We start from the raw sequence: 24,773 nt of genomic DNA, 5'->3' as shown, positions 1-24,773 counted from the left end.
ACTCATTATACCTGAAAAACTGCATAAAAAAACAACTAACCTAAAGGCTAGTTGTTTAGTTTGGCATGCCAGATGCGCTCTGACGGGCGATTACTAGTTGTCACACTAATAATAAAGTCGCGTCACCTCAGTGTTAACACTGTTAGTCATGGTGAGATGAGATAGTTCCACAACACACTCATCATCTGCATCTATACGAGATTTGTGACTTAACACGGCAGACCGCCTTCGGCGCTAATTTTTCAAGCGCTTCGACTCATCGCATAAATTAATGATAACAAATATATCAACAATAGTCAACTTAAGATGATCATCTTAAGCCCTTAATGATGCGATATTTACAGTTAGTTATGAAATCGTTATACTTATAAGCATGATAAAAATAACTAAAATAACGCAACATTTCATCCACCATCACATTGCACCTAAAAACACTAGTTTAGATGATTTGTTCGTTGCAAATGCTGATTTGAAAGACAAAAAAGCATTAGCTGCTTATGTGATTGAGACATACAGCCTTGGTCAACTGGTTAGTGTTAAATTTAATGTTGCCGATCACATTCTCGACTTTACCTACAATCAGGCTGAAAATATCGGACGAGTTGTGGCTGAAGTCGCCATAGTGGACTGATACCGTTTATATTTCAACATCAGCTTGGGCTTCTGTTTCTGCAGATGCTTGCTCTGAGACAATGTGTGCTAACTGTTCATCAAACCAACTTGCAATCTTTGCCTGTGCACTGTCAGTATCATCCTCATAAGTTGAAACCGAACTCACTAACGCAATCTTCAGTCTTGACTGACTAACAAGGGGATTCTCAACAATCATGTACAGATTGACAACAAGTGCTTCACTGTCTGGCAAAATCATTTTTCGTAACTGATTTTGATAACGCAGCGGTAAGTTGATAACATTTGTTTCAAGACTTAGTGTGGTCCCATCCGCCTCAATGCCGCCATTGATATTAAGCGTAACTTGCATAAAGTTTTCGTCGGTTACATGCTGGGCTAACTCGCTCATGAGCGCATCAATTGGCACAGTTTGTCCATCCTCGACAGTTATTGATTTGTTATAAAATGCTGCATCAGCAATGTTAGCCAACGCACGTTCACCTGTTATTTGCATAAAATTTCCTCATGTATAATATTACCATACCTACTCACTTTGCTGATTAAAAATCATTTTCAGTTAACATTATTGGGAGAAAAATATCAATGTTTGAAAAGCAAAAAATACCCGCACTTGTATCGATTGGACTATTTACTTTTATGTCAACATTAGACGGGTCAATCGTTAATGTTGCATTACCAACAATTGCGCGTGAATTAGCCATCCCTCTAAGTCAAGCTACATGGGTTGTCACTATCTATTTAGTGATTATCTCGGGTCTAATTGTTTTATTTGGACGGCTTGGCGATTTATTAGGTAAAACAACCATTTTTCGTTACGGTATGATGATTTTTACAATAGGTTCTTTATTATCTGGCATTAATTTAGGATTACCTTTTTTACTTTTTGCACGTAGTTTTCAAGCGATTGGCGCTTCAATGACCATGAGTAATTCTTTTGGTATCACATCGACTCTTTTCCCGCCAAATCAACGCGCCCGCGCTATGTCAATTATTGCAATGTTCGTTTCCTTAGGTTCAATTGCTGGCCCAGCAATTGGTGGTCTCATCTTGTCGATTGCTAACTGGTCATATATTTTTTGGATTAACGTCCCTATTGGTGCCATAGCATTTTGGGTAGGCAATCGCTATCTTCCAAAAGAAAAGCCATTAGGCACACTCAGTGAAGTTGATTGGCTAGGTGCATGTCAACTACTCATGAATATGCTATTGTTCTTTTTAGGCATGAACAGCGGTCAAAGTATAGGTTGGCATCATATCTTAGTTTGGCTTTTACTTTTGCTCAGTGGCTTAACCTTTGCTAGTTTTATTTGGCAAGAAAAGCACAGTCCTTCGCCGCTACTCAATCTACATATTTTTGATAATCATACCTTCGGCGTTAGTGTCGTTCTAAGTGCCATGTTTTTCACAGTCAACGCATACGTCAATATTTTGACACCATTTTATTTACAAAATTTTCGAGGCTGGTCTGCGGGAATGGCTGGCATCATAATGATGAGTATACCCGCATCAATGTTTGTTTTTGCACCCATTTCAGGTATTCTCTCTGATCGTTATAACAAAGAAATCATTACTTTAATTGGTATTTCAGGATTGATAGTTTCTCAAATAGGCTTTCTAATTTTTGGACAAGCAACGCCCATTTGGTTAATCGTTACCATATTACTCTTTACTGGTATGAGCGCAGGTATTTTCCAATCACCGAATAGTGCCTTGGTCATGGCCAGTGTTAACAAACAATATTTGGGCATTGCTGGATCAATCAATGCATTGGGACGTAATGTCGCTTTTGTGTTTGGTAACATTTTTGCCACAACAATTTTATTCCTCTTGATGTCACGACAAGCTGGTCACCGTGTCGCTACATACGATCCACAGCACCCATCCTTATTTATGACTGCTATGCACAACAGCCTGTATTTTTCATTGACACTCGCCATAGTTGCCTGGCTATTGACTGCCAAACGATTATTTCAAACAAAAAAGAGCTCATGAGCTCTTTTTTTACTGTTTATGTGGCATGCGTGCCCAAAAGTCAGCTTTATTCGTCTGCCTTTCACGTGCAATAGCCATCGCATGTTTCGGGACATCTTCTGTAACTGTTGAACCTGCCGCCGTAATTGCTTCATCGGCTATCGAAACAGGCGCTACTATTTTTGTGTTTGATCCAATAAATGCATGATCTCCAACTGTTGAATAAAACTTATTGACACCATCATAGTTAACAAAAATTGATCCGGCACCAATGTTGACATCTTCGCCAACTGTTGCATTACCAATATAGGTCAAGTGACCAGATTTTGTGTCGCGACCTAGTTTAGCATCTTTCACTTCAACAAAGTTACCTATATGAACATTGTCGGCCAAGTCAGTTTGTGGCCTTAAATGAGCGTATGGTCCAACGGTAACACCATTTGCCAATTGCGCTGATTCCAAATGAGATGCAGTAATGACATTGTTGTCACCAATAAGACTATTTTCAATTCGTGATCCTTGGGTAATTAAATTGCCCGTTCCAATAACTGTATCTCCTAGGATTGTGACGCCACCCTCTATCACCGTATCTGCAGCAATTTTCACTGTTTTATCAATGTAAGTACTGGTAGGATCAATCAATTCAACACCTGAAACCATTAACTCATGGTTAATGCGTCCATGCATAATTTGATTTGCAGTAGCCAATGCCACGCGGTCATTCACACCCAATGACTCTGTAAAATCATGTAAAGTATGGGCCCCGATTTGCTGACCATCATGTCTCAAAATATCTAGTGTATCTGGTAAATAGTATTCCCCTTGGGCATTGTTATTTTCAACTTTTGACAAAGCATCAAACAACAATTGATTATCAAAAACATAAACACCAGTATTTATTTCTTTAATGTGTCGTTCGGTCACACTGGCATCTTTTTGTTCGACAATTTTAATAACAGTATCATCATCACCACGCACGATTCGACCATAACCAGTGGGATCCTCAGCAATTGCAGTCAATACAGTCACAGCATTATTGCTGTTCTGATGTTCAGCCACCAATTCTGAAAGTGTTTCAGGACGAAACATCGGTGTATCACCTGACATAATTAATGTCACACCATCACTGTCTTTTAATTCTGATTGTGCTTGTTGTACTGCGTGACCTGTACCAAGTTGTACCATTTGTGAAACAAATTTACTGCGATCACCAACATGTTCCTGTACGCGTTGCGCACCAACACCAATCACTGTAATCAATTGACTAGCATGCAATGTTGAAACAGACGCCAGTACCCAGTCAATCATTGTTTGGCCAGCCACACGATGCAACACTTTTGGCGTCGCCGATTTCATGCGTGAACCTTGCCCAGCAGCTAATATTAGTACGTTAATCTCGTCTTTACTCATGTTTACATTAATCCTTATGACTATAGATTTCTTCTAAATAATTGCCCGCTGTTACTAAAATTGGGTCGCCATTTTTGAGGTTAGTATCAACATGTAATAATGACGTGAAATGATCTAACAATCGTGTCGTCGAGCGACCTTCAGCAAAAACAGCTGTCCCAACGACTGTCCCATCAAATTCACCGACCAATGTCTGCATCCCTTGAATTGTCCCACCGGCTTTCATGAAGTCATCAACCACCAAAACCCGTGAACCTGTTCGGAGTGAGCGACGGGACAATTCCATTTTCTCAACCCGCTTTGAAGAACCTGTCAAATAATTAACAGAAACCGTTGGCCCCTCTGTGACTTTGGCATCATCACGAACAATCACAAAAGGTACATTAAGCTGTTCAGCAACTGCTTGGGCTAATGGGACACCCTTTGTGGCAGCTGTCATAACAGCATCAATATCATCTCGAAGGTACTGTGTTGCAATCAATCGGCCAGCTTGGCGTAGTATGTCTGGTCTTCCCAATAAATCTGACAAATAAACATATCCGCCAGGCAAAACACGTGTTTCGTCATTAACCAATTGTCTTATTTCTTCAATAAATGTTTTGGCTTCTGCTTCAGACATTGAAGGCACAAATCGTGCCCCACCGGCAGCACCAGGAACTGTTTCAAGTAAACCAGTCCCACGCTCTTGGAAAGTCCGTTTAAGAATTGATAAATCTTCTGAAATAGACGACTTAGCTGATTCATAGCGTTTAGCAAAGTAAGATAGTGAAATTAGCTTGCGTGGGCGCTCAAGCATGTAGCGCGCCATATCGACCAAACGATCTGAGCGACGTGTTTTCATAGTATGTGACGGACTCAAGCACTAGACTAGTCCGTTTCCTCCTTGATTTTTATTAACAATTACCTCTAATTATAGCATTATTTTCTAGTAATAGTTCGGAAATTAAGCCTTTCGTTTAAACTGCCATACAGAGCCTAAATAAATCAAAACCTCAATAATTGCGATAAAAAAACTGGTTGGCAATTCAGTTAGATAGGCAACACTCAAACCAACCCAAGTTCCAAACAACGCAAAAATAATTGCCATTCCCATTAATTGTACAGTAGTGGTGGCATAATATTTAGCACTAGCAGCTGGTAGTGTAACCAGAACAAATATTAATAATGAGCCCACTAATTGGGATGAAATGCTGACAGACAAGGCAATCATGACAAGAAATACATAACGTACCCCTTGTTGTCGTCGTGTTTGCATAAACATCCCCTGCTCGTCAAAAGACAACTGCCGTAGTGTCCGATAATTAAACAATAGTGTGACCAAAACGATTGCAGCTAGCACCAAAAGCAGATACAAATCATGATGACTGATACCCAAAACTGACCCAAATAAAATACCCGTTGCAGCGCTCGATGATGTGTGCCCTAATGCTAGAAACAAAATCCCCAATCCAATTGCTAACGCAGAGATAGCGCTGGTCACATTGTCACGTTTAGTATATGTTGACTCCAATGCACCTATAGCGACTGACGAGGCAACTGTTGCGACCATCATACCAAGTAAAGCCGGCCATCCAATCCATAGACCAAAAGCAGCACCGGCAAAGCCAATTTCACTGAGGGAATGGGTTAAAAAAGCGTAATTTCGGGCAACCACAAACGTACCAATAACGCCAGCAACAATACTAACAATGGTACCAGCGACAAAAGCATTCTGCATAAAACTATATTCAAACATAATGAACCTCATTTTCAGGATGCGTAAGTGTCATATCAACCGTTATTTTTTTTAATGCTTGTGCATTTCCCTGCGTTACGTTTCCAGCATCAAACAGCAAAAAACCATCGGCAAAATCAGAAACTAAGGTCAACTCATGTGTGATGAATAAAACCGTCAATCCGGTTTCTTTTTGTAACCGTACAATTGCTGTCAGTAATTGTCGCTTGTGTTCATGGTCTAAACTGGCTGTTGATTCATCTAAAATCAGTAATTCTGGTTGCTTAACTAGTGCTTGAGCGACAAATGCTCTTTGTCTTTGCCCACCAGATATCAAACCCAGTCGTTGATCAGCAATATTAACTAAATCCATTTTTTGCAGTGCCTTATGAATAGCTACTTTTTCTGAGCGATTATTAAATAAATGCCAGCCACTATTAAAAGCCAGACCAACAAATTCCGCAACACTGAGCGGATAGTCTCGCGAAATATCTCTAAACTGCGGTACAAAGCCAATGGATTTCGTAGTGACATTCAAATTGCCAACATAATTATGATGTTGTCCAAGTATCGTTTTAATAAACGTTGTTTTGCCAGCACCGTTTTCACCCAAAATGGCGTAAAAACTGCCTGCCGGTACATCAACGTTTATTTCAGACGCAATGGCCCTATCGCCATAACGGATTGTTAGTTGGTGTGTCTCTATAATTGCATTCATTGTGCAAGCGCCTTTTGTATTAGTCGTAATTGTGATAATTGCCAAGACCAAATGTAAGCGTCTTGCGGTAAAACTTGGTTAAATGTTACAACGAGTACATTATCTTTTTTTGCTGCTGCGATTAATTGTTTATCATGATTCGTCTGATCTTGCGTTGCCGTCAACACAAAATCAATTTTTTGGTCACTCATTTTTTTCTCTAATGCTGTCATAGCATCATCATCAAGTTTGTCAACATCGTTACTTGCTGATTGATAGCCCAATTGTGTCATCATTAATTCTTGCGATTGATTAGTAGCTAAATAGGTGACATTTTTACTTTTTTTCAAATTTTGAAATACTGATGTTAATTTAGCCGTTTTTTTCAAAAGGCTTTGTTTATTGGCGACATAACTATTACGATTGCGGGGATCCATATCACTCAGTTGATCCGTAATTTTAGTCACCATGTTCAAAGTTGTTTGGGGACTCAAATAAACATTGCGATAGTTTTTACCGTCAGTAATATAGTCGCTCGCAATCACTAATCTTGCGGACACCCCCCATTGTTTGGCACGCGTTAGCAACTGGCTTTCATGCGTATCAGTGATAATCAACTCAGACTTTTTAAATTTTGTTTTTTGCGCTTGATCAGTAACATTTGAAATAAGTTCCGTTTTACCATGCTTACCAGCAATAGCCGCTGCAATCTGTTGATAAGCAATGTTATCAGTAGCAATGACAACAGGTTTGCTGTCAGGGACGCTCGTTTCACCAGCCATGTTAACAAACACTAAAAAAATCCCGATTGGAATTAGGAGGATTGTTAAAATAGCATAAATAACTTGTTTGTTCATAGTGTTTTATTTCATATTGCAGATGCCGATCATCTGCTGACAACCTGTAATTTTTTGGACGTACTATATCATGATAACACGATTTAAAACAGACAAAAACACTTGTTGATACAAAAAAAGCCCACAATTGGGCAATTAATCAGCAAATGTAATGTCGATATTTTTTGTTAATATGTCTGTATAGCTATACGAAGCACGCTCAAAATTAGCATCCTCATCTAATTCAACAACGAATAGTGATGGAAATGTTGACCTTAAAATGCCTGAACGTTCCGTAATCTTTTTGCGACCTGCTTGGGCAACTACGGTTACTTCTTGTCCAACATGTGAATCTAGTTGAACCTTGATCTCTTGCAAACTACTTGGCATTTTTATACCACCTTTCGTGTAAAAGCTTATTTCATTATACTACAAATAAACCTTTTAAGCAAGTATAACTGAATATTTCAGCGTTTTTTAGTATAAATATTCGGCTATTTCACTAATTTTTGCGTTCGTAATGCCAAATATAAGTCCGTGAAATCAGTTAAATCCAGTCTTTCCGCCCTGATTGAAGGTTCAATGTTGGCTTCTTGCAAGGCCTTTTCTAATTTGGATTTTATTTCGGCCTCTTTCCCGTACGTTTGCAATAAATTATTCCACAAACTCTTGCGTCTATGCGAAAAAGTGCCCTTGATGACGCCAAAAAGTTGATTGGGTTGCTCAACAGGTACATCAGGTGTCAAAGGTGTCAGCTTAACGACTGCGCTGTCAACATTCGGCGCAGGATTAAATGATGTTGCTGGTACTTTAATTGCTAATTGTGCAGTCGCAAAATATTGTATGGTCAAAGTTAAAACCCCATATTCTTTTGTTCCCACCTGCGCATTCAAACGATCAGCAACCTCACGCTGCATCATAACAACAATGTTATCCCAAGCGATATCTGCACGCAGTAGCTGCATCAAAATCGGTGTCGTAATATAATATGGCAAATTTGCGACAATTTTAACGTTGGCATTTTCACCAAATTCTTCTGTGATCACCTGCTTTAAATTAACCTTTAAAATGTCATTTTCAATGACGTGAATATTCTGATATGGCGACAACGTATCCGAAAGAACTGCTACCATTTGAGGATCAATTTCAAATGCAACCACTTTTTTGGCTGATTTAGCTAACTGTTCTGTTAGGGCCCCAATACCGGGCCCAATTTCAATCACATTGTCTTCAGCTGTAATTTCAGAGGCTGCCACAATACCATGCAATACATTTAGATCAGTCAAAAAGTTTTGGCCAAACTTTTTCTTAGCCCTTAATCCATATTCATTTAAAATTGCTTGTGTTCTTGTTGGATTGGCAATATCAATTGTTTTTCCCACTTTGCATTTGTCCTTTCAACGCTTCTTCGATTTGTGTACGTTTGATACCAAAAGCATTTAAACGTTTAATCAACTGTTTGCCATTGGTATAACCAATGTGTAGCTTTTCACCTACCACAGCCCGACGTTCACGCGCATTTGGTCCACTTAAAAGGCCTTGTTGCAACAAAAATGATTGATCAATATCACTTGATACAGTCACACGTGGTGTCATTAAATGTCGTAAAGCATTTATAATTGTGTCTGGGCTAGCATGTTCAATGCCTAATGATTTGTGAGGATTATCATGACTCGCGCGCGCTTGATTTTGTGTGATGTATGCTTGCTTAGCGGTCGGAATAACTTTTGTTATGATATTACGGATTCGCTGCCCATTGAAATCAGGATCAGTAAAAATAATGACACCGCGTTGTTTAGCAGCTAATTTTGCTCTATCAATTGCTTCTTGACCAATAGCACTCCCGCCAGTTTCAATCGTATCAGCAATCACCGCACGAGCAATGTTTTGTGTGTCAGAGCGTCCTTCGACAATAATAACTTCATTAATATGCTGTCTATCAATCATGATTTAAAAACAGGCGATGCGCATTTTGACGCGTTACATCAGATAACGCCTTTGGCGACATGTCTAACGTTTCTGCTAGACTATCAATGACATACTTCACAAAAGCTGGTTCATTAGTTTTACCACGATAAGGCGTAGGCGCCAAATAAGGTGCATCAGTTTCAACTAAAATACGGTCTAATGGCACAACCTTGGCCGCGTCTCGTACTTCTTGAGCTTTTTTAAAGCTAACAACACCACTAAACGAAATTGACATCCCGAGGTCAACAAAAGCCAGCGCCTGTTCTGGTGTACCTGAGAAGCTATGCATCACACCTTTTTCGACACCAGATGCCTTTAAAATTTGATAAACATCATCAAACGCATCCCGGTTATGAATGATAACGGGTAGATCGTATTTCTTGGCTAGGGACAAATGCGTCACAAAAGCTGCTTTTTGAGTCTCATGAGACGTATTTTCCCAGTAATAATCTAAACCGGTCTCCCCAACACCAACAACTTTGTCCTGCTGCAACTGTTCAGCTAAAGTAGTGGCTGCTGTCTCGTCAAAGCCATCTGTATCTTCAGGTTGAAATCCTAAAACGGCGTATATATTCTCATGAGACTGAGCAATTGACAAAGCACGTTGATTCGCAATCGCATCATAACCCACAATATTCATTTCCATTACTCGGAATTCATTTGCCCGTCCAATATAGGCGTCCACATCATGATATAATTTGTCATCATTTAAATGTGTATGTGTATCGTAACTATCTGCCGGTGTCTTGGTTGGATCATAAATTGCCATTTTGGCCTCCAAATTATTATTTAAGCTAATACTTAGTATATCATGGTTCTACGTCAATAAAAAAACCGCTTTTTGCGGTTTAATTAGTTGGTGCAAAGTTTTTTAGTACACCATTAACAAACTTACGATCATCATCATCAGCGAATGTTTTAGTTAATTCCACTGCCTCATCGATGGCAACCTTATAGGGTGTTGCTTTGATTGAAACTAGCTCATAAATAGCTAAACGTAGTATGACGAGATCAGCTTTGTTGATTCGGTTAATTGCCCAACCATCAGCTAAATGAGCCGAAATTTGCTCATCTAAGTCATTTTTTGATCCCAACACTCCATTAATTAATCTCGGCAAATAATCATCAAATGTTTTACCATTCAAAACGATGTCATATAAATCATCGATTTTACTATCTTGCGGATCTTTTTCAAGTGCAAAAAGAATTTGAAATGCGGCTTGGCGAGACTCATGTCGCGTTAAACTTGCCATTAATTAGTTACCTCGTCACCAAATAAGTTATTAGGATCAATTGTACTGTCAGCCTTTTCAGGTACAATACCACTGACATGAACGTTGATTTTTTCAACATGCAAATCCGTCATAGATGCAATTTGTGATTTGATGGCGTTCTGAATATTCAAAGCAACTTTAGGCACCGCCACACCATATTGTACAAATACATAGGCATCAATCACTAATCCATCAGTCGTTTGTTGTAATTCAACACCTTTACCACGCGCATTAGAACCAAAAACGCTTGTAAAACGATCAGATAATTTGCCACGCATTGAATAAACGCCACTCACTTCCTGAGCCGCAATTTGCGCAATGATTTCAACAACTTCGGGTATTACTTGTGTCGTACCGGACACTTCACTTTTTGTTGCTAACAATAAATTTTTGTTTGCCGTTTTACCTTGCTTGATTTCTCTGGCCATAGTGACTCCTCGACAATCTTTTTAAAATAAAAAGTTCCACAAGGGAACTTTCAGGGTTACCGTGTACAGTGGCACTTGATCGTAATGACTGCATTTTGATTTAAAAATTCAATGTTATCAAAAGCCAATTCATTCATGCCAAGCTGTAATCACGCGCGGCCCTTATATGAACCGTCTTCAGTATTAACAATAATTGTTTCACCTTCGTTAACGAAGTCAGGCACCGTGATTGTAGTACCAGTTTCAACTGTTGCAGGCTTACCTGAACCAGTAGCGGTTGCACCCTTGATGCCCGGTTGTGTTTCAGTAACTTTCAATTGAACAGTTGATGGTAATTCAGCACCCAAAATTTCGTTACCGTACATTGTAATCTTAACTTCCATACCTTCAAGCAAAAACTTCAAAGCATTAGTCAAATGTTCATCAGGAATATTAACCTGTTCGTAAGATTCAACATCCATGAATACACGACCGTCATTTTCAGCGTATAAATATGACATTGGACGTGTTGTGATGTCTGCTTGTTCAAACTTATCCCCTGGTCGGAATGTTACTTCGTTAACCGCACCTGTACGCAAGTTCTTCAACTTTGAACGTACAAAGGCACCACCCTTTCCAGGCTTAACATGTTGGAAGTCCAAAACGCGCCAAATTGAGTTTGAATATTCGATTGTCAAACCCGTCTTTAAGTCATTCATGCCGATTGCCATGATTAGTATCCTCTTTATTCAGTAATATAATTATTATAACAGAAATCCACTCTTAATAGTACAGACTTCAAACAAGTAAAAATTTTACCATATTTTCAGGCTATTTTCAATCTTTTTTGCTATTTAACTCCGGTTGCACAATCAATGCATCCAAGCGACGTAACGTTTTTAAGAATTCTTTTCCTTCAGATATGCCAAAAATATCCAGCCACTTATTGAAGCGTTGACGAACACTTTGAGCAATAATTGCTTCACCTCAGCACCTTTAGGTGTTAGGACTAACAACACACGTCGCCTGTCATCTGGGTCTTTTTCTTGCGTTAAATACCCACGGTCAAATAACGGCTTTAGTTGCCGGGCTATTGCCCCCTTGGTTACACCACGATCTTTAGCAATCTCAGTCATAGTCAAAGGTTCCTCGCTTTGGGAAACAGCCGCCATGATTAACCATTGTTCAAATGAAGCGCCATATGGATTAGCTGGTTGTGAAATTAATTTTTCTAGATTTTTAAGTGCTGACATATAAACACTTACGAATTCACTCAATAGATCTGAATTTTTCATTTTATTCCTCACATGCTGTCAATCATGGTCATCACTTCATCAAGATTATTAACAACATGTACCCATTTCATGTCATCAATGTTCACAAAATGATCGTTAACCATTTGATTCAACCAATTTTCAAAATAATCATAAAAACCATTGATGTTGTACAAAATCAGTGATTTATGGTGCAACCCAAGCTTGGCCCAGCTAATGACTTGTGCAATTTCTTCCAGCGTGCCAAGCCCCCCTGGTAAAGCAACGAAAACATCTGAATTATCAATCAGTAGCTGTTTCCGCTCAGTCATCGATGCTACTTCAATGAACTTCGTTATTTTATCAACATCAATAGCATCTTCTGCCAAATTACGTGGTGAAATACCTAAAACCTTGCCATGATTGGCCATAACACTCGTCGCCAATGTTCCCATTAGCCCATCTTTTCCGCCACCATACACTAGGTATAAGCCTCGCTTAGCTATTTGTTTACCAAACGCTTCTGTTTGAATTTTGAAATTGGGATCACTACCAAATTGTGAGCCCATAAAAACGCCAACTGCCTTTGTTCTCATTTGTTTATCCCTTACACCAATTTACCAATTATAGTATTAATAATCAAGTGAAGTATCTTAAAATCAGTCCATGTGGTAAACTAGTAGTTAAGGTTTTCGTTCGTGACAAATTAAAATACTATTTTTGGAGGCATTTATGATTTTTAAAGTTTACTATCAAGAACACCCTGAGCGCAATCCAAAGCGCGAAACAACACAGTCACTTTATTTAGAGGCTGAAAGTTTACCTCAAGCACGTGAGTTAATTGAGGAAAACACGCAATACAATGTGGAGTATATCGAAGAATTGTCAGATAAGGCTGTAACCTACGAAAAGGCCTACCCTCACTTCGAAATCACAACATTCTAATGACATATTCAGTAGATATTAAACCTAATGAAGTCGCAGTTTATGCGCTAGGCGGTTTAGGCGAAATCGGTAAAAACACGTACGGTATTGAGTATCAAAATGAAATTATTGTCGTCGACGCAGGCATTAAGTTCCCCGAAGACGAATTACTTGGTATTGATTATGTTATTCCAGACTATACTTATTTAGTTGACAATATCGATCGCGTTAAAGCACTGGTAATCACTCACGGACACGAAGACCATATCGGTGCTATCGCCTACTTTTTACAAGCTGTTAATGTACCAGTTTATGCTGGCCCATTAGCCATGGCACTCATCAAAAATAAACTCGAAGAGAAACAACTACTTAACCGTGTCGAGTTACACGAAATTACTGATGGTTCCGTATTAGAATTTGATAAAATGAGTGTCGAATTTTTCCGAACAACCCACTCAATTCCCGATGTGTTTGGTGTTGCAGTACACACACCAGTTGGCACAATTGTGGAAACTGGTGACTTCAAATTTGATCTCACCCCAACTACTAAGCAGCCGCCTAACCTTTGGTCAATGGCACGCATCGGCGAAAATGGCGTTTTGCTCATGATGAGTGATTCAACCAACGCTGAACGTCCTGAGTGGACTAAGTCAGAAGCTTGGGTTGCAAAATCCGTTAATCGCATTTTTGACAAAATCGAGCACGGACGCATTATCTTTGCCACTTTTGCCTCAAATATGAACCGTGTACGAATGGCGACAGATGCCGCAATTGCACGTGGTCGTAAAATTGCAGTGTTTGGTCGTTCTATGGAGTCTGCCGTGACAAACGGTCGTGCGCTGGGATATCTCAATATTCCTGATGACATGCTCGTTGAACAGTCAGACATTAAACATATTCCTGATGACGAGCTTTTGATTTTATCAACTGGTTCTCAGGGTGAGCCAATGGCTGCACTAGCTCGAATTGCCGAAGGTACTCATAAGCAAATTCGTCTTAAGCCCAAAGACAATGTCATATTTTCATCTTCTCCCATTCCTGGTAACACCGCTTCTGTTAACGCTGTTATCAATAAATTAGAAGAAGGCGGTGCAAATGTTATTTATGGTAAGGTAAATAACATTCACACTTCTGGTCACGGTGGTCAAGAAGAAGAAAAGCTCATGCTAGCACTAATGAAGCCCAAGTTTTTCATGCCAGTTCACGGTGAATATCGTATGTTAAAAGTTCACGCTTCTTTAGCGCATGAATTAGATATTCCTGATGATCACACTTTCATCCTTGAAAATGGTGATGTTCTGGCATTAGATGGTGAAAATGCGCGTGTTGCTGGTCACTTCCCTGGTGAAGATACTTATATTGATGGATCAGGGATTGGCGATATTGGTTCGGTTGTCTTACATGATCGTCAAAAGCTATCACAAGATGGTTTAGTGGTCGTCACTGCAACCATCAATCTCAGCAAAAAAGAAATCCTTTCCGGTCCAGACATTTTATCACGTGGTTTCGTTTATATGCGTGAATCTGGCGACTTAATCAATGAAGGCCGTCGTGTCATTTTTGGTACAATTCGTCGTGTGATGAACAACGCCAACGCAAGTGAATCAGATATTCGTCAAGCTGTTATTGACGAATTGTCACGCTTTTTGTACAAAGAGACTGCTCGAAAGCCAATGATTTTACCTATGTTAATTATGATGTAATACAAACCACTAAATTTTAATAATTTGGTGGTTTTTGATTTCCTTTTTTCGAGCATTATGTCTATCGCCATATACTCACCTCCAAACGTTACATGCTATATCATGACAAAATACAGACATTACAAAAATAAATTCGTAATTATTCGGAAAAAACATAACATATTCTCAAAACACCTAGAACGCAATATGTTACAATACTGTAAGTAAAACATTAAGGAGCTATCATGACAACACGTAAAATTCCTACAATCATGGGTACACAGCATCCCGATAACGCTAATGCACCTTTCTGGGACAGTTCTCAGCAACCATTCATCAGCGCTTATCGCGAGACCAGCGAAGCATTTGAAAACTTTAGTGAATTAAATGTTGACGAATACATGTGGGATTGGGAAGGTAAACATGCCGATGCCGCCGTCATTGATCGCTTATTTAGCTCAGAGTATGACTATTTCAAAGAACATCAAATTGGTCGCGACAAGTTTTTAACTTTCCGATTCCCGAATATTTGGGAAGAAAAGGGTTATAACTTGATGCAAGCCATGACAGCTTTTTTGAGTTCCGAAGATTTCGCACATGATCTTGGCTTCACCCGACCTCTATTTGAAGCTATTTTGCCAATGGCACAACGTGCAGACCAAATTTTAAAAATGCAACTCCTGTTTGAAAAATTAGCAAATTTCAAAACAGCAGAGTTCACGCGTTCTGATAAGAATACACCTTATATCGAAATGATTCCGCTATTTGAAGATTTTGATACGCAATTGCATGCACCAGAAATTTTAAAAGAATACTTGACACTCCATGAAGAACACTTTGGTTTCCGTCCAAAGTATCTACGTGTTTTCTTGGCAGGGTCTGATTCAGCCTTGACTGCCGGATTTATGAGTTCGATTACAGGAAACAAATTAGCAATTGCAAGATTACATGAATTTGCCGAGCAAGAAAATATTGAAATCTATCCTATTTCTGGAACAGGGTCAGCCATTTTTAGAGGTGGTCTTTCGCCTCGTCGTATTGATCGCTATGTCAAAGAATTTCCCGGTGTCAGAACAGCAACGGTCCAATCGGCCTTTCGTTATGATTTCCCCTTAGAAGAGGTTCAATCAGCTATTGCCAAATTAAAGGCTGAGTTGCCAGTTGCCAAACCACTCAAAATTAGTATTGAAGATCAGAATGTACTAGCAGAAGTTGCTGAAATTTCAGCCAAATATTACTCAAATACACTAGACAACTTAGTACCAAGTATGCAACCAATTTTCAAGGCGTTCCCCAAGCGTCGTGACCGTCGTCAACACGTTGGTGTTCTTGGTTACTCTCGCTCTGTTGATGGCATCGAGTTACCTCGGGCAATTAACTTCACCGGTGCGTTCTATTCTGTGGGTGTTCCCCCCGAATTTATTGGTTTCGGGCGTGCTCTTAAACAACTTAATGCTGATCATCTTGGTGTTTTTGTGAGACACTATCCAAGTATGAAACAAGACTTCCGAGAGTTGGCTCGCTATGTCAACATGGATGCCCTACAAATCTTAAAAACTCAGAGTCCAGCTTGGGCTGAAGTGGAAGAAGATATTTTGATTTTGCAAGATATCTTTGGTTTCGAACTCCAACCTCTAACTAGAGAAGAAAAACAGCATGCAGAAATTGCGCTACAAGTTGTGCAAATTAAGGATGGCGCACCAATTGCGGTAACAGCGCTCATCAATCGTATGGCCCAGTTACGTCATTTCCTAGGTTAAAAAAATTCTAAAAAATGTACTTATCGTTTGATAAATAGCCTTAACAGGCTTTTTTTGTTACAATAAAATTAATTTGTTTGAAAGTTTGAGCGTGTCAATGCCACAATTCTATGTTATTAACAATCCTCTTGCTGGCAGTGGACGCCACCAAGAAAAAATTTCAAAAATTAAATCTCAACTCACTTTTGCATCGTGGCAAGACACAACTTTTGCTGGTCAAGCAACCCGTTTTGCAAAAAAATTAGCCAAGGATTTGCCTGATGTCCCTTCAGAAAATGTTATTCTAGCGATTGGTGGTGATGGTACTTTAAATGAAGTTCTGAACGGACTGCTTAAATTTAAGCGACATAACCCTATACCAATTGCTTACATCCCCAATGGCTCTGGTAATGACTTTGCTCGTGCTGCACAATTAGGTGATGCCAATGAATCTTTATCACGACTAGCAAAAATTAGATCCTCGCAATTGCTGACAGTTGGCAAAATTGTCGGTGATGCACCCAAAAAACAAACAAGGTACTTTGTTAATAATTTAGGCATTGGTTTCGATGCGGCAGTTGTTTCACAAACAAATCATGATAAATGGAAAGCACGCCTTAACAAATTTGGTCTGGGATCATTGAGCTATCTTTTTTCAGTTCTCAAGGTATTTGCGAATCAAAATAGTTTTCCTGTCACGATTAATTCCGGTGACGACTATCTCAATTTCCCGCGCGTTTTTCTACTCACTTTAACTAATCAAGCTTATTTTGGTGGTGGTATCGCACTTTTGCCTGAAGCTAAGCTTACAACCTATGGATTAGATTTGGTTATCGCAGAAAAAATGAGTTTCGTTGAATTTTTAGGCATGTTTCTAGCTTTGAAAAAAAATGGTGGACATCTCAAGTTCAAAAAGGTTCATCATCTTAAAATGTCACAAAATGCTACCATTCACGTTCGTGATATACAACCTGGTCAAGCTGACGGAGAAGAATTAGGTAACGGAAGTTACGACTTTCAGTTAACATTTGAACATTACCCATTTTGGATTTAAACAAAAAACGCCAAGTCTTGAGATGTCATCTCCATTAGACTTGGCGTTTTTGACTTTTAACTAAAACGAGCAGAGCGTTCAGCTTGTGAAACAATTGTCGCTAATAGACGTCGTGCTACGAAATTTTGGCTGAGACGCAATACCATATCATCGCGATAATAAACTGCCGCTATTGCAGCAACCAATGTTGGAACAACACTATTGGCATGACCATGAACTAATGAATTTTTAATTGCTTCAGTATAATTGTGACTGTTAAGCAAACTCCAAATAACTGCCTCTAAAGTAGAAGCGGCCTTACCATCTAATACTATTTTATCGGCTGGAATATTTCTAAAATCAGGCAAATTAAGCTCATCAAACGCTGAAAGCTCAGAAACAAAGACTTGATGACGTGAGTAATACTCAAACCCAAAAGCTAACCCATTTTCAACGGCATCTGATAAATTATTACCGTCTAAAATTTGACTCAGAATGAGGCTCATCATCCCCACCGTCACCAAAGCACCCTCATCGTTGTGCGTCAATCCAGCAATACGATGAAGTAGCATCATTGCAGTTTCATCATTAACAAATGAGGTCCCATACTGATGATGCAAATAAAGTGCCACTGGTAACATACGTGCCAAGATGTTATCACTATCTGCTGCATCGTCTGATACACCTGCCGAAAGCATATCACGGTTTTTAATATAATTATCTAATGCTTTTTTTGTGACGTCATCGATACTTTGATGTGTACCAACAGGCGCATACTGCCGCCTTTGATACCAGTTTTGTAAGTGAGCCATTACATCTGCCAACTGATAGCCGCGTGTTAAACTTGCTGTTGTTGCTAATGACAAGCTAACTTGCGTTCCCCACTCTAACTGTCTATCAAATTGTTGATTTAACACCTTATCTTGATCATTAGCAGGTAAAGACGCGATACTTTCACCAATAGCCATGCCAAATATCAAAAATTGAATTGTTGATTGCTTTTTACTCATACAATCATTTTAACATGAATTAGAGCAAGCTTTTAATTTCTTCAACTTTATCCAAAGCTTCCCATGGTAAATCAATATCCGTTCTACCAAAATGACCAAAAGCAGCTGTTTGCTTATAAATTGGCCGGCGCAAATCTAAATGATTAATAATTGCTAATGGTCTGAAATCAAATAATTGTGTGATAATTTCAGTGATTTTATTATCACTAATTTTAGCAGTGCCAAATGTTTCGACATTGAGTGAAACAGGTTCCGCTACACCAATGGCATATGCAACTTGTAATTCAAGTCGATCAGCTACACCTGCGGCAACCATGTTTTTAGCCACATAGCGGGCAAAATAAGCGGCCGAACGATCCACCTTTGTCGCATCTTTTCCAGAAAAAGCACCACCACCATGGTGCGCCGCACCACCATATGTATCAACAATAATTTTACGACCTGTTAACCCAGAATCAGCTTGCGGACCACCCAAAACAAATCGACCTGATGGATTGATATAATATTTTGTCTGATCATCAACTAATTCTTGTGGCAAAACCTTATCGATTACTAACTCACGGACATCTTTACGAAGTGTTTCAAGTGATACTGCATCATTATGTTGTGTTGATATGACCACAGCAGCAATCCGTTGAACTTGATTGTCATCATTTAATTCAACGGTTACTTCACCTTTCGCATCTGGACGGAGGTAACTTAGCTGATTGGATTCGCGTACATCACGAATACGACGCATTAAACGATGTGACAATGCCAAAGTCAATGGTAAATAACTATCTGTTTCATTAGTTGCGTAGCCAAACACCATGCCTTGATCGCCAGCTCCTAATTGCTCAGGATCATCGTCAGCATTATCCACTGCCTGCGCAATATCAGATGATTGCTCAACAATCTTATTTGAAACGTTAACAGAATCTGCTGTAAATCCTAATTCTGCTTTATCATAACCGATTTCTCTAATTGTGTCTGTGGCAATTTGGCGAATATTAACATACGCGTTTGTCGACAGCTCCCCAAAAATTGACACATCTCCAGTTGATGTTGTCACCTCGACAGCTGAGCGTGCATATGGATCTTGGGTCAAAACAGCGTCCAAAATTGCATCCGCAATTTGATCTGCAATTTTATCAGGATGTCCAGCTGAGACAGACTCTGAAGTGAAAAATTTTGTCATTGATATTCTCCTGCGTAAGGTCGCCACCAGTTTTGCAAAATAAAAAGCTAAAGCCGAAATTAAAAAGCGCGCTCGACATCGTCGAACGCGCTAACGTGACGACTATCTGTACAGAATTACCACCGTACACTGCAAGCCGTTAAGCTTAACGCCGGTTGGTGCAGGGTCAAAGTGCTGTATCACTCGCCTGCTCTTGATAGCTGTTTTAAATTGTAATGACAATTGTAACAAACTTCCACGTACAATTCAACCATTTTAAATGGATTTCTGTACCTTATCAATTGTTAATTCGCTGGTATTGATACAATTCTGTCATAAAAATGATACGTCAGTTGTCCATTTTTAAGGTAAAATATTAGCTATGGATCAAGACTACTACCAACAATCAAACCTGTCTCAACGAATGCCAGATGGCACTATTTTACCACGTCGTTTGAGCACAGATGCCAGAGACAAAAGAAGTCTCGAAAGCTTTTCACCGGCAAAATTGAAAGATTGGCGTTTTGGGGTGCCTTTGATTGTGATAGTTATCTCGCTCAACCTCGTTTGGTGGCGATTACCACTACTACATACGCAAGACCTCGAAGGCGAGTTAACGTGGTCTTTAGCGCCCTTATTTGGCTATACGGTCACAATAGCTGCTGGTATGGCCCTTATGATAACGCAAAATTTTCGTAGTTTGTTAAGTTATCTGTTTTTTGCTATTAGCATTTTGTTCACCTTTAACTCACTCATTCAGGCACGTCGAGAAATTTGGTTATTATTACTTATCTTGGCCGCTTTCTTTATTGCCATTCAACAATTGTGGCTTGGTTTACAAAACATTTTAGGTTTAATTTTGCTGAGTTTTTTGGCGACCTTTACAATTCCAATTGCTATTTTTTACAGTGAAAATAATTATTTAACGCAGAAATTTATTCTACAATTATTACCAATGCTCTTCGCCTTCTTTTTTTACTTCACACCAGTCATTATGCCAAACCCAGATGGCAGAAAACTGAGTTTGTTGTCAATTGGTCTCTTTTGGGCCGCTTTGCTAAGTCACCATGTCGGTGCGACAACAATTGTTATCTTTATACTTAGTATATTTGCTTTTGTTCTACAATTTGTCAAAGCCCGCATTGGCAACTGGCAAAATATGATTTACGTTCTGCTTCTAGCGCTTTCAATGCTGTTAGTTTACCAATGAAAAATGATTCAAAACTGTTTTATAGCCAGTTTTGAATCATTTTTTTCAAATCAAGTATCACGCTTTTGCCATTTATCCATATTAATCCAGGTAATTGATGACGTAAATACGTTAGTTGCCGCTTAGCATAGCGTCTGGAGTCTTGTTGCAATTTTTTTATGGCTTCCTCAACCATTTCCTCACCTCTTAGGTAGCCGAAAAACTCTTTGTAGCCAATAGCCTTGCCAGCTTGTAATTCTTCTCCACCAGCGTTTAAAACCGCTTGTGCTTCATTTAAAACGCCTTCACTGACCATATTAGTGACCCGTTGGTTAATGCGCTGATACAGGATTTCGCGTGGCCAATCTAGTCCAACTACCAACGCGTCATATGTCGGTCGCTTTACTGTTGTCTGTTGTTTATGTCCTTGGTGTGCTATTTGAATTGCTCGAATCACGCGTTGCCTATTATTCAAATCAATTCGTTTAGCAAGAACATCATCTATTTTTATTAATTCGTCAACTAATTGTGGTAGTGTTTTGTCGGCCAATTTCAATGACAAATTAGGATCATTGGGACTGTATTCCAATGCTTGTAACCCAAGCAACGCTTTCAGATAAAAACCAGTTCCACCAACGATAATTGGTAACTTGCCACGTTTGGTAATATCTTCGATGATTTCGTCCGCCAGTGCAACAAATTCAGCTACAGAAAAATTATCAGTCATATTCACAACATCGATGAGATGATGTGGTATTTTTTTTTGTTCACGAATAGTTGGTTTAGCTGTCCCTACATCCAAGCCACGATAAATTTGCATTGAATCTGCTGACACAATTTCACCATTAAATTGCTCTGCTATTTGAATTGCTGCGTCTGTCTTGCCCGAAGCTGTCGGACCGGTAATGACTAATATTTTACTCATGCTCTTGTATTTCCTTACGCATTTTAACCGCCAAGGCTACTTGGTTAGTAATAATTCCCGGAATATTAGCCTCAAAAACACGTCTCATATCAGCTTCTTTGTCAACCGTCCAAGGTCGTATGTGTGCTTTCTTTCGCCAAAAAAGAGCTGGCTTCTTGTTTAGTATTCTAATATCTGGATGGATATAATCAAAAACACCACGTAGTTTAAGCCATACCACTTTGGGCGTCATCCAAAATACAAGTGCTGCTATTTCGGCATCGGGCTTTAACTTTCTGATTATTTCTAATGATTTCAAGTTAAAACTTTGATAAATAATAGGATAATTTGGTTTAAATGTCGCAACCATATCTAAAATTTCGGATTCAATGCCAGGATACATCACGTGATCGGTTTTAACCTCAATTAAAAGTGTTTGATTAAATTGCTTTTCTTTTAGAAAAGTTAAAAACTCAAATAAAGTTGGCACAGTTACGTTTGCCATTTTAGGCTCTTTATAACTACCAGCATCTAACATCTTAATTTCAGCTAGTGTCAAATCTTTGATGTATCCTGTTCCATTAGTCGTTCTATCTACTTTTTCATCATGAATAACTACTAATTTGCCGTCCAATGTTCTATGGACATCCATTTCAATCATATCAGGATGAAATGCCAAAGCGGCCTCAAATGCAGGCAATGTATTTTCTGGTGCGACTAGACGATAGCCACGATGTGCAATAATTTCTGTCATCATTTATCCAATCTTTTTTATTTACAAATTAAAGAAAATAGTCGATAATAGTATTTAAGAAGTCTTAAGAATTTAAGGAAGTGTTTAGAATATGAAATCATTCAGATTAGGTGTTATTGTTGGCGTAATTGGTTCTGCCGTCGTTGCAGCTGGTACGGCATTGGGTTATCGCCAAACTGTTATTAAGCCACAAGAGAAAGCTGAAGAAACTTACAACCAAGTGTCAAAAGCTGCTATTCGTCGTAGCGTTGCAGCACATCAATCACGTTACTAAAAAGAACCGCTTCTCAAGCGCGGTTCTTTTTTATTTTGTCTTTTTCCCTTCGTAACGACTGAAACCACCACGCAAGATAAAAATTTTTTCCTTAGCATAGCCCTGCTTTTTAAGTGATCTGGCAACACGGACCACATCCCGTAAATTATCATCGTAAAGAAAAATGTCACGATCCTGTCGCAATCCAGATTTACCCTGTAAAAAGTTCATGGCACTGATATTTCGGGCCCCCATAATATGCGAGCGCTTATATGGTTCACTCTCACGCACATCAATAATTTGACCATTATCCGAATCAATTTTAGATGCAAAATCTTCAGGCTTTAAAAGTTTGCCATTTTGTTTTGCTGACAAAAAGATCCATAACCAACCACCAAACGCAAACAAAATCCATAGCACAACAACAGTTGCAATCATCATTAAAATATTAGTCATAATACATCCTCTAAATCAATCTTATACCATTGTATCAAAAAAAGGCGCAAGCGCCTAATTAAAATAGTCGATTCAATCGATCTAGAGCATTTTTTAACATGATTGGTTCACCATGCTCTTTAAGTACGTCATTATTAACGTCGCTTAAATTGCCATACTCAAATACAATTGCCAAACGATCTTTCAGTTCTTCCCAACTTAAATCACTGTTACTTTGGGTCAACTGTAAGAAAAAAATGCTATTATAACGATACAAATCTGAAAGGAAATTGTTAGCATCAAAGTTTTTAGCAATTGCAATACCTGATTCAAAATCAAATAATTTAATTGTAATTGTCTTCGCAATGCTGCTAGAATCTTGTTTAACTAATCTAGACTTAGGTGGATTCACAGTGTGATTGACACTGCCATCATCGGATTGGCGCAATTCAGTACGACGTTCATCAGAAATATCATCAATTTCTGAATTTTTTTTATTAGCAAAATCCATAATATTATTAAGAATATCACCAACTTGATTTTCCGAATCTAATCTAGAAATAAACAATTCCAATCCATTACGATTGGGTAATATCTGGAATGAAACTTGATCGTCATCATCAAAATCATGCTCTGTATCAACTTCAGAAAGTATGTTGTAAAAGAAGGATTCGATTTTATCATGGTTGCCAAGCAATTCCATCACAGAAATACCACGATCTTCAAGATCAGAATTATTGATCATCACACGAATTGTATTTTCGTTTATACGCTCTCGTTCCATATTCACACTACCTTTCTAATTGAATTTTAAAATAATAGTTTCAAAGGACAGCGAACATTAACTCTCCTCAACAACTAAGTCTTTTGCTGCTTCTTCAAAATCCGCTTTATACGTTGCACGGAAAAGTTCACGTTGACGAACATCTCGAGGTAAGAATCGACGAATCTCATCTTCATTATAACCTACCTGTATTCTGCGGTCATCCATAATTATTGGTCGTTTCAAGAGTGAAGGATATTCAACAATTAAATCGATTAAAGTATTAATTGATATATCATCCAAGTTAACCTCTAACTTTGAGAAAATTTTGGATCGGGTCGAAATTAATTCTTCAGTACCATCTTCAGTCAAACGAAGCATTTCTTTCACCTCATTAGCGTTAATGGGGTTCTTGTTCAGATTTCTCTCAATATAAGGAATATTGTGATCTTCTAACCATTGCTTAGCTTTTCTGCAAGAGGTGCAACTAGGCGATGAAAAAAGTGTAACCATACATCGTTGCCCTCCAAATTCATAAGATATATCTATTATACCGTATTTACTTACTAAAGTACATTGACTATAGTATAGCAAAAAGAGCAACCAATTCATCATTAGATTGCTCTCGTTCTTCTTATGTACGGCACCGCATCGTCCTATCCTCGCAGGAAGCGATCCTCCAACTACTTTCGGCGCTATAGAGCTTAACTTCTGTGTTCGGTATGGGAACAGGTGTGTCCTCTATGCTATCGACACGACACCTTGAGT

At 38.8% G+C, this 24,773-nt stretch carries 30 protein-coding genes, 1 rRNA gene and 1 riboswitch; of the genes, 8 read left to right on the top strand and 23 right to left on the bottom strand.

The window, feature by feature from the left end; all coding sequences use genetic code 11:
- Nucleotides 1-373 precede the first annotated feature (373 nt).
- Nucleotides 374-631 carry a hypothetical protein gene (locus tag IEU65_RS06275; RefSeq protein ID WP_010275643.1) on the top strand — a complete coding sequence of 86 codons (258 nt, stop codon included), beginning with the start codon at nucleotides 374-376 and terminating at the stop codon, nucleotides 629-631.
- A gap of 6 nt (nucleotides 632-637) precedes the next feature.
- On the opposite strand, the gene IEU65_RS06270 is transcribed toward IEU65_RS06275, so the two are convergent.
- Entirely contained in the window at nucleotides 638-1,126 is a 489-nt protein-coding gene (locus IEU65_RS06270) for a hypothetical protein (protein ID WP_010275640.1), read from the bottom strand.
- A gap of 89 nt (nucleotides 1,127-1,215) precedes the next feature.
- On the opposite strand from IEU65_RS06270, the gene IEU65_RS06265 reads away from it, so the two are divergent.
- A complete protein-coding gene (locus tag IEU65_RS06265) occupies nucleotides 1,216-2,625 on the top strand; it encodes an MFS transporter (protein ID WP_010275637.1) in 1,410 nt (469 codons plus the stop codon).
- Between the two features lie 9 nt (nucleotides 2,626-2,634).
- Here IEU65_RS06265 and glmU read toward each other — a convergent pair whose 3' ends face one another.
- The 14 genes from glmU to IEU65_RS06195 all read right to left on the bottom strand — a co-directional run bounded on the left by glmU (nucleotide 2,635) and on the right by IEU65_RS06195 (nucleotide 12,759).
- Nucleotides 2,635-4,014, bottom strand: coding sequence for a bifunctional UDP-N-acetylglucosamine diphosphorylase/glucosamine-1-phosphate N-acetyltransferase GlmU (gene glmU / locus IEU65_RS06260; RefSeq protein WP_010275635.1), 1,380 nt, complete (start codon nucleotides 4,012-4,014; stop codon nucleotides 2,635-2,637).
- Between the two features lie 7 nt (nucleotides 4,015-4,021).
- Nucleotides 4,022-4,855 carry a pur operon repressor gene (purR, locus tag IEU65_RS06255; RefSeq protein WP_010275630.1) on the bottom strand — a complete coding sequence of 278 codons (834 nt, stop codon included), beginning with the start codon at nucleotides 4,853-4,855 and terminating at the stop codon, nucleotides 4,022-4,024.
- 102 nt (nucleotides 4,856-4,957) lie between these two features.
- Nucleotides 4,958-5,749: a metal ABC transporter permease gene (locus IEU65_RS06250; protein ID WP_010275627.1), complete on the bottom strand. Its 792-nt coding sequence runs from the start codon at nucleotides 5,747-5,749 to the stop codon at nucleotides 4,958-4,960.
- A complete protein-coding gene (locus IEU65_RS06245) occupies nucleotides 5,742-6,446 on the bottom strand; it encodes an ATP-binding cassette domain-containing protein (protein WP_010275625.1) in 705 nt (234 codons plus the stop codon). Before IEU65_RS06245 ends, IEU65_RS06250 begins: the two co-directional genes overlap by 8 nt.
- Complete coding sequence (locus tag IEU65_RS06240; protein WP_010275622.1) at nucleotides 6,443-7,282, bottom strand: metal ABC transporter solute-binding protein, Zn/Mn family; 840 nt, start codon at nucleotides 7,280-7,282, stop codon at nucleotides 6,443-6,445. The genes IEU65_RS06245 and IEU65_RS06240 overlap by 4 nt, the downstream gene beginning before the upstream one ends.
- 135 nt (nucleotides 7,283-7,417) lie before the next feature.
- A complete protein-coding gene (locus IEU65_RS06235; protein ID WP_010275621.1) occupies nucleotides 7,418-7,651 on the bottom strand; it encodes a Veg family protein in 234 nt (77 codons plus the stop codon).
- A gap of 104 nt (nucleotides 7,652-7,755) precedes the next feature.
- Nucleotides 7,756-8,643: a 16S rRNA (adenine(1518)-N(6)/adenine(1519)-N(6))-dimethyltransferase RsmA gene (gene rsmA, locus IEU65_RS06230; protein WP_010275618.1), complete on the bottom strand. Its 888-nt coding sequence runs from the start codon at nucleotides 8,641-8,643 to the stop codon at nucleotides 7,756-7,758.
- Entirely contained in the window at nucleotides 8,627-9,208 is a 582-nt protein-coding gene (rnmV, locus tag IEU65_RS06225; RefSeq protein ID WP_010275616.1) for a ribonuclease M5, read from the bottom strand. Before rnmV ends, rsmA begins: the two co-directional genes overlap by 17 nt.
- Nucleotides 9,201-9,998: a TatD family hydrolase gene (locus tag IEU65_RS06220; protein ID WP_010275613.1), complete on the bottom strand. Its 798-nt coding sequence runs from the start codon at nucleotides 9,996-9,998 to the stop codon at nucleotides 9,201-9,203. Before IEU65_RS06220 ends, rnmV begins: the two co-directional genes overlap by 8 nt.
- 79 nt (nucleotides 9,999-10,077) lie before the next feature.
- Nucleotides 10,078-10,482, bottom strand: a complete 405-nt coding sequence (gene nusB, locus IEU65_RS06215; protein ID WP_010275609.1) for a transcription antitermination factor NusB — start codon at nucleotides 10,480-10,482, stop codon at nucleotides 10,078-10,080.
- On the bottom strand, nucleotides 10,482-10,931 hold the full coding sequence (locus IEU65_RS06210) for an Asp23/Gls24 family envelope stress response protein (RefSeq protein WP_010275605.1): 450 nt from the start codon (nucleotides 10,929-10,931) through the stop codon (nucleotides 10,482-10,484). Before IEU65_RS06210 ends, nusB begins: the two co-directional genes overlap by 1 nt.
- Nucleotides 10,932-11,080: 149 nt before the next feature.
- Nucleotides 11,081-11,641, bottom strand: coding sequence for an elongation factor P (gene efp, locus IEU65_RS06205; RefSeq protein WP_010275602.1), 561 nt, complete (start codon nucleotides 11,639-11,641; stop codon nucleotides 11,081-11,083).
- Nucleotides 11,642-11,809: 168 nt separating this feature from the next.
- Entirely contained in the window at nucleotides 11,810-12,205 is a 396-nt protein-coding gene (locus IEU65_RS06200; RefSeq protein WP_010275599.1) for a MarR family winged helix-turn-helix transcriptional regulator, read from the bottom strand.
- Nucleotides 12,206-12,213: 8 nt separating this feature from the next.
- Nucleotides 12,214-12,759: an LOG family protein gene (locus tag IEU65_RS06195; RefSeq protein WP_010275595.1), complete on the bottom strand. Its 546-nt coding sequence runs from the start codon at nucleotides 12,757-12,759 to the stop codon at nucleotides 12,214-12,216.
- 136 nt (nucleotides 12,760-12,895) lie between these two features.
- Here IEU65_RS06195 and IEU65_RS06190 point away from each other — a divergent pair, with 136 nt between their 5' ends.
- The 4 genes from IEU65_RS06190 to IEU65_RS06175 all read left to right on the top strand — a co-directional run bounded on the left by IEU65_RS06190 (nucleotide 12,896) and on the right by IEU65_RS06175 (nucleotide 17,562).
- Nucleotides 12,896-13,108: a DNA-dependent RNA polymerase subunit epsilon gene (locus tag IEU65_RS06190; RefSeq protein ID WP_010275590.1), complete on the top strand. Its 213-nt coding sequence runs from the start codon at nucleotides 12,896-12,898 to the stop codon at nucleotides 13,106-13,108.
- Nucleotides 13,108-14,790 carry a ribonuclease J1 gene (gene rnjA / locus IEU65_RS06185; RefSeq protein WP_010275587.1) on the top strand — a complete coding sequence of 561 codons (1,683 nt, stop codon included), beginning with the start codon at nucleotides 13,108-13,110 and terminating at the stop codon, nucleotides 14,788-14,790. Before IEU65_RS06190 ends, rnjA begins: the two co-directional genes overlap by 1 nt.
- Nucleotides 14,791-15,014: 224 nt before the next feature.
- A complete protein-coding gene (gene ppcA / locus IEU65_RS06180) occupies nucleotides 15,015-16,529 on the top strand; it encodes a phosphoenolpyruvate carboxylase (RefSeq protein ID WP_010275585.1) in 1,515 nt (504 codons plus the stop codon).
- 97 nt (nucleotides 16,530-16,626) lie between these two features.
- On the top strand, nucleotides 16,627-17,562 hold the full coding sequence (locus IEU65_RS06175; RefSeq protein ID WP_010275582.1) for a diacylglycerol/lipid kinase family protein: 936 nt from the start codon (nucleotides 16,627-16,629) through the stop codon (nucleotides 17,560-17,562).
- A gap of 56 nt (nucleotides 17,563-17,618) precedes the next feature.
- Here IEU65_RS06175 and IEU65_RS06170 read toward each other — a convergent pair whose 3' ends face one another.
- Complete coding sequence (locus tag IEU65_RS06170; RefSeq protein WP_010275580.1) at nucleotides 17,619-18,551, bottom strand: ADP-ribosylglycohydrolase family protein; 933 nt, start codon at nucleotides 18,549-18,551, stop codon at nucleotides 17,619-17,621.
- Between the two features lie 19 nt (nucleotides 18,552-18,570).
- On the bottom strand, nucleotides 18,571-19,728 hold the full coding sequence (gene metK / locus IEU65_RS06165) for a methionine adenosyltransferase (RefSeq protein WP_010275576.1): 1,158 nt from the start codon (nucleotides 19,726-19,728) through the stop codon (nucleotides 18,571-18,573).
- A 99-nt stretch (nucleotides 19,729-19,827) separates the two neighbouring features.
- Nucleotides 19,828-19,931: riboswitch (SAM riboswitch) on the bottom strand.
- Between the two features lie 158 nt (nucleotides 19,932-20,089).
- On the opposite strand from metK, the gene IEU65_RS06160 reads away from it, so the two are divergent.
- Complete coding sequence (locus IEU65_RS06160; protein WP_010275572.1) at nucleotides 20,090-20,917, top strand: hypothetical protein; 828 nt, start codon at nucleotides 20,090-20,092, stop codon at nucleotides 20,915-20,917.
- Nucleotides 20,918-20,936: 19 nt separating this feature from the next.
- Here the strand turns inward: IEU65_RS06160 and miaA are convergent, their stop codons facing one another.
- Complete coding sequence (miaA, locus tag IEU65_RS06155) at nucleotides 20,937-21,821, bottom strand: tRNA (adenosine(37)-N6)-dimethylallyltransferase MiaA (protein WP_168441539.1); 885 nt, start codon at nucleotides 21,819-21,821, stop codon at nucleotides 20,937-20,939.
- On the bottom strand, nucleotides 21,814-22,554 hold the full coding sequence (locus IEU65_RS06150) for a glycerophosphodiester phosphodiesterase family protein (RefSeq protein WP_010275568.1): 741 nt from the start codon (nucleotides 22,552-22,554) through the stop codon (nucleotides 21,814-21,816). Before IEU65_RS06150 ends, miaA begins: the two co-directional genes overlap by 8 nt.
- A 91-nt stretch (nucleotides 22,555-22,645) precedes the next feature.
- Between IEU65_RS06150 and IEU65_RS06145 the strand changes: the two genes are divergently transcribed.
- Nucleotides 22,646-22,828, top strand: a complete 183-nt coding sequence (locus IEU65_RS06145) for a DUF3042 family protein (protein ID WP_010275563.1) — start codon at nucleotides 22,646-22,648, stop codon at nucleotides 22,826-22,828.
- A 30-nt stretch (nucleotides 22,829-22,858) separates the two neighbouring features.
- Here the strand turns inward: IEU65_RS06145 and IEU65_RS06140 are convergent, their stop codons facing one another.
- The 4 genes from IEU65_RS06140 to rrf form a co-directional block, all read right to left on the bottom strand.
- Entirely contained in the window at nucleotides 22,859-23,263 is a 405-nt protein-coding gene (locus IEU65_RS06140; protein WP_010275559.1) for a rhodanese-like domain-containing protein, read from the bottom strand.
- A gap of 58 nt (nucleotides 23,264-23,321) precedes the next feature.
- Nucleotides 23,322-24,026 carry an adaptor protein MecA gene (locus IEU65_RS06135; RefSeq protein ID WP_010275557.1) on the bottom strand — a complete coding sequence of 235 codons (705 nt, stop codon included), beginning with the start codon at nucleotides 24,024-24,026 and terminating at the stop codon, nucleotides 23,322-23,324.
- 57 nt (nucleotides 24,027-24,083) lie between these two features.
- Entirely contained in the window at nucleotides 24,084-24,518 is a 435-nt protein-coding gene (gene spx, locus IEU65_RS06130; RefSeq protein ID WP_031940956.1) for a transcriptional regulator Spx, read from the bottom strand.
- 130 nt (nucleotides 24,519-24,648) lie between these two features.
- Nucleotides 24,649-24,765, bottom strand: a 5S ribosomal RNA gene (rrf, locus tag IEU65_RS06125).
- Nucleotides 24,766-24,773: the final 8 nt, after the last annotated feature.

The organism is Leuconostoc pseudomesenteroides KCTC 3652 (assembly GCF_014634745.1).
In the GTDB taxonomy this organism is placed as follows: domain Bacteria; phylum Bacillota; class Bacilli; order Lactobacillales; family Lactobacillaceae; genus Leuconostoc; species Leuconostoc pseudomesenteroides.
This window is presented reverse-complemented; position numbering and strand designations above follow the sequence as displayed.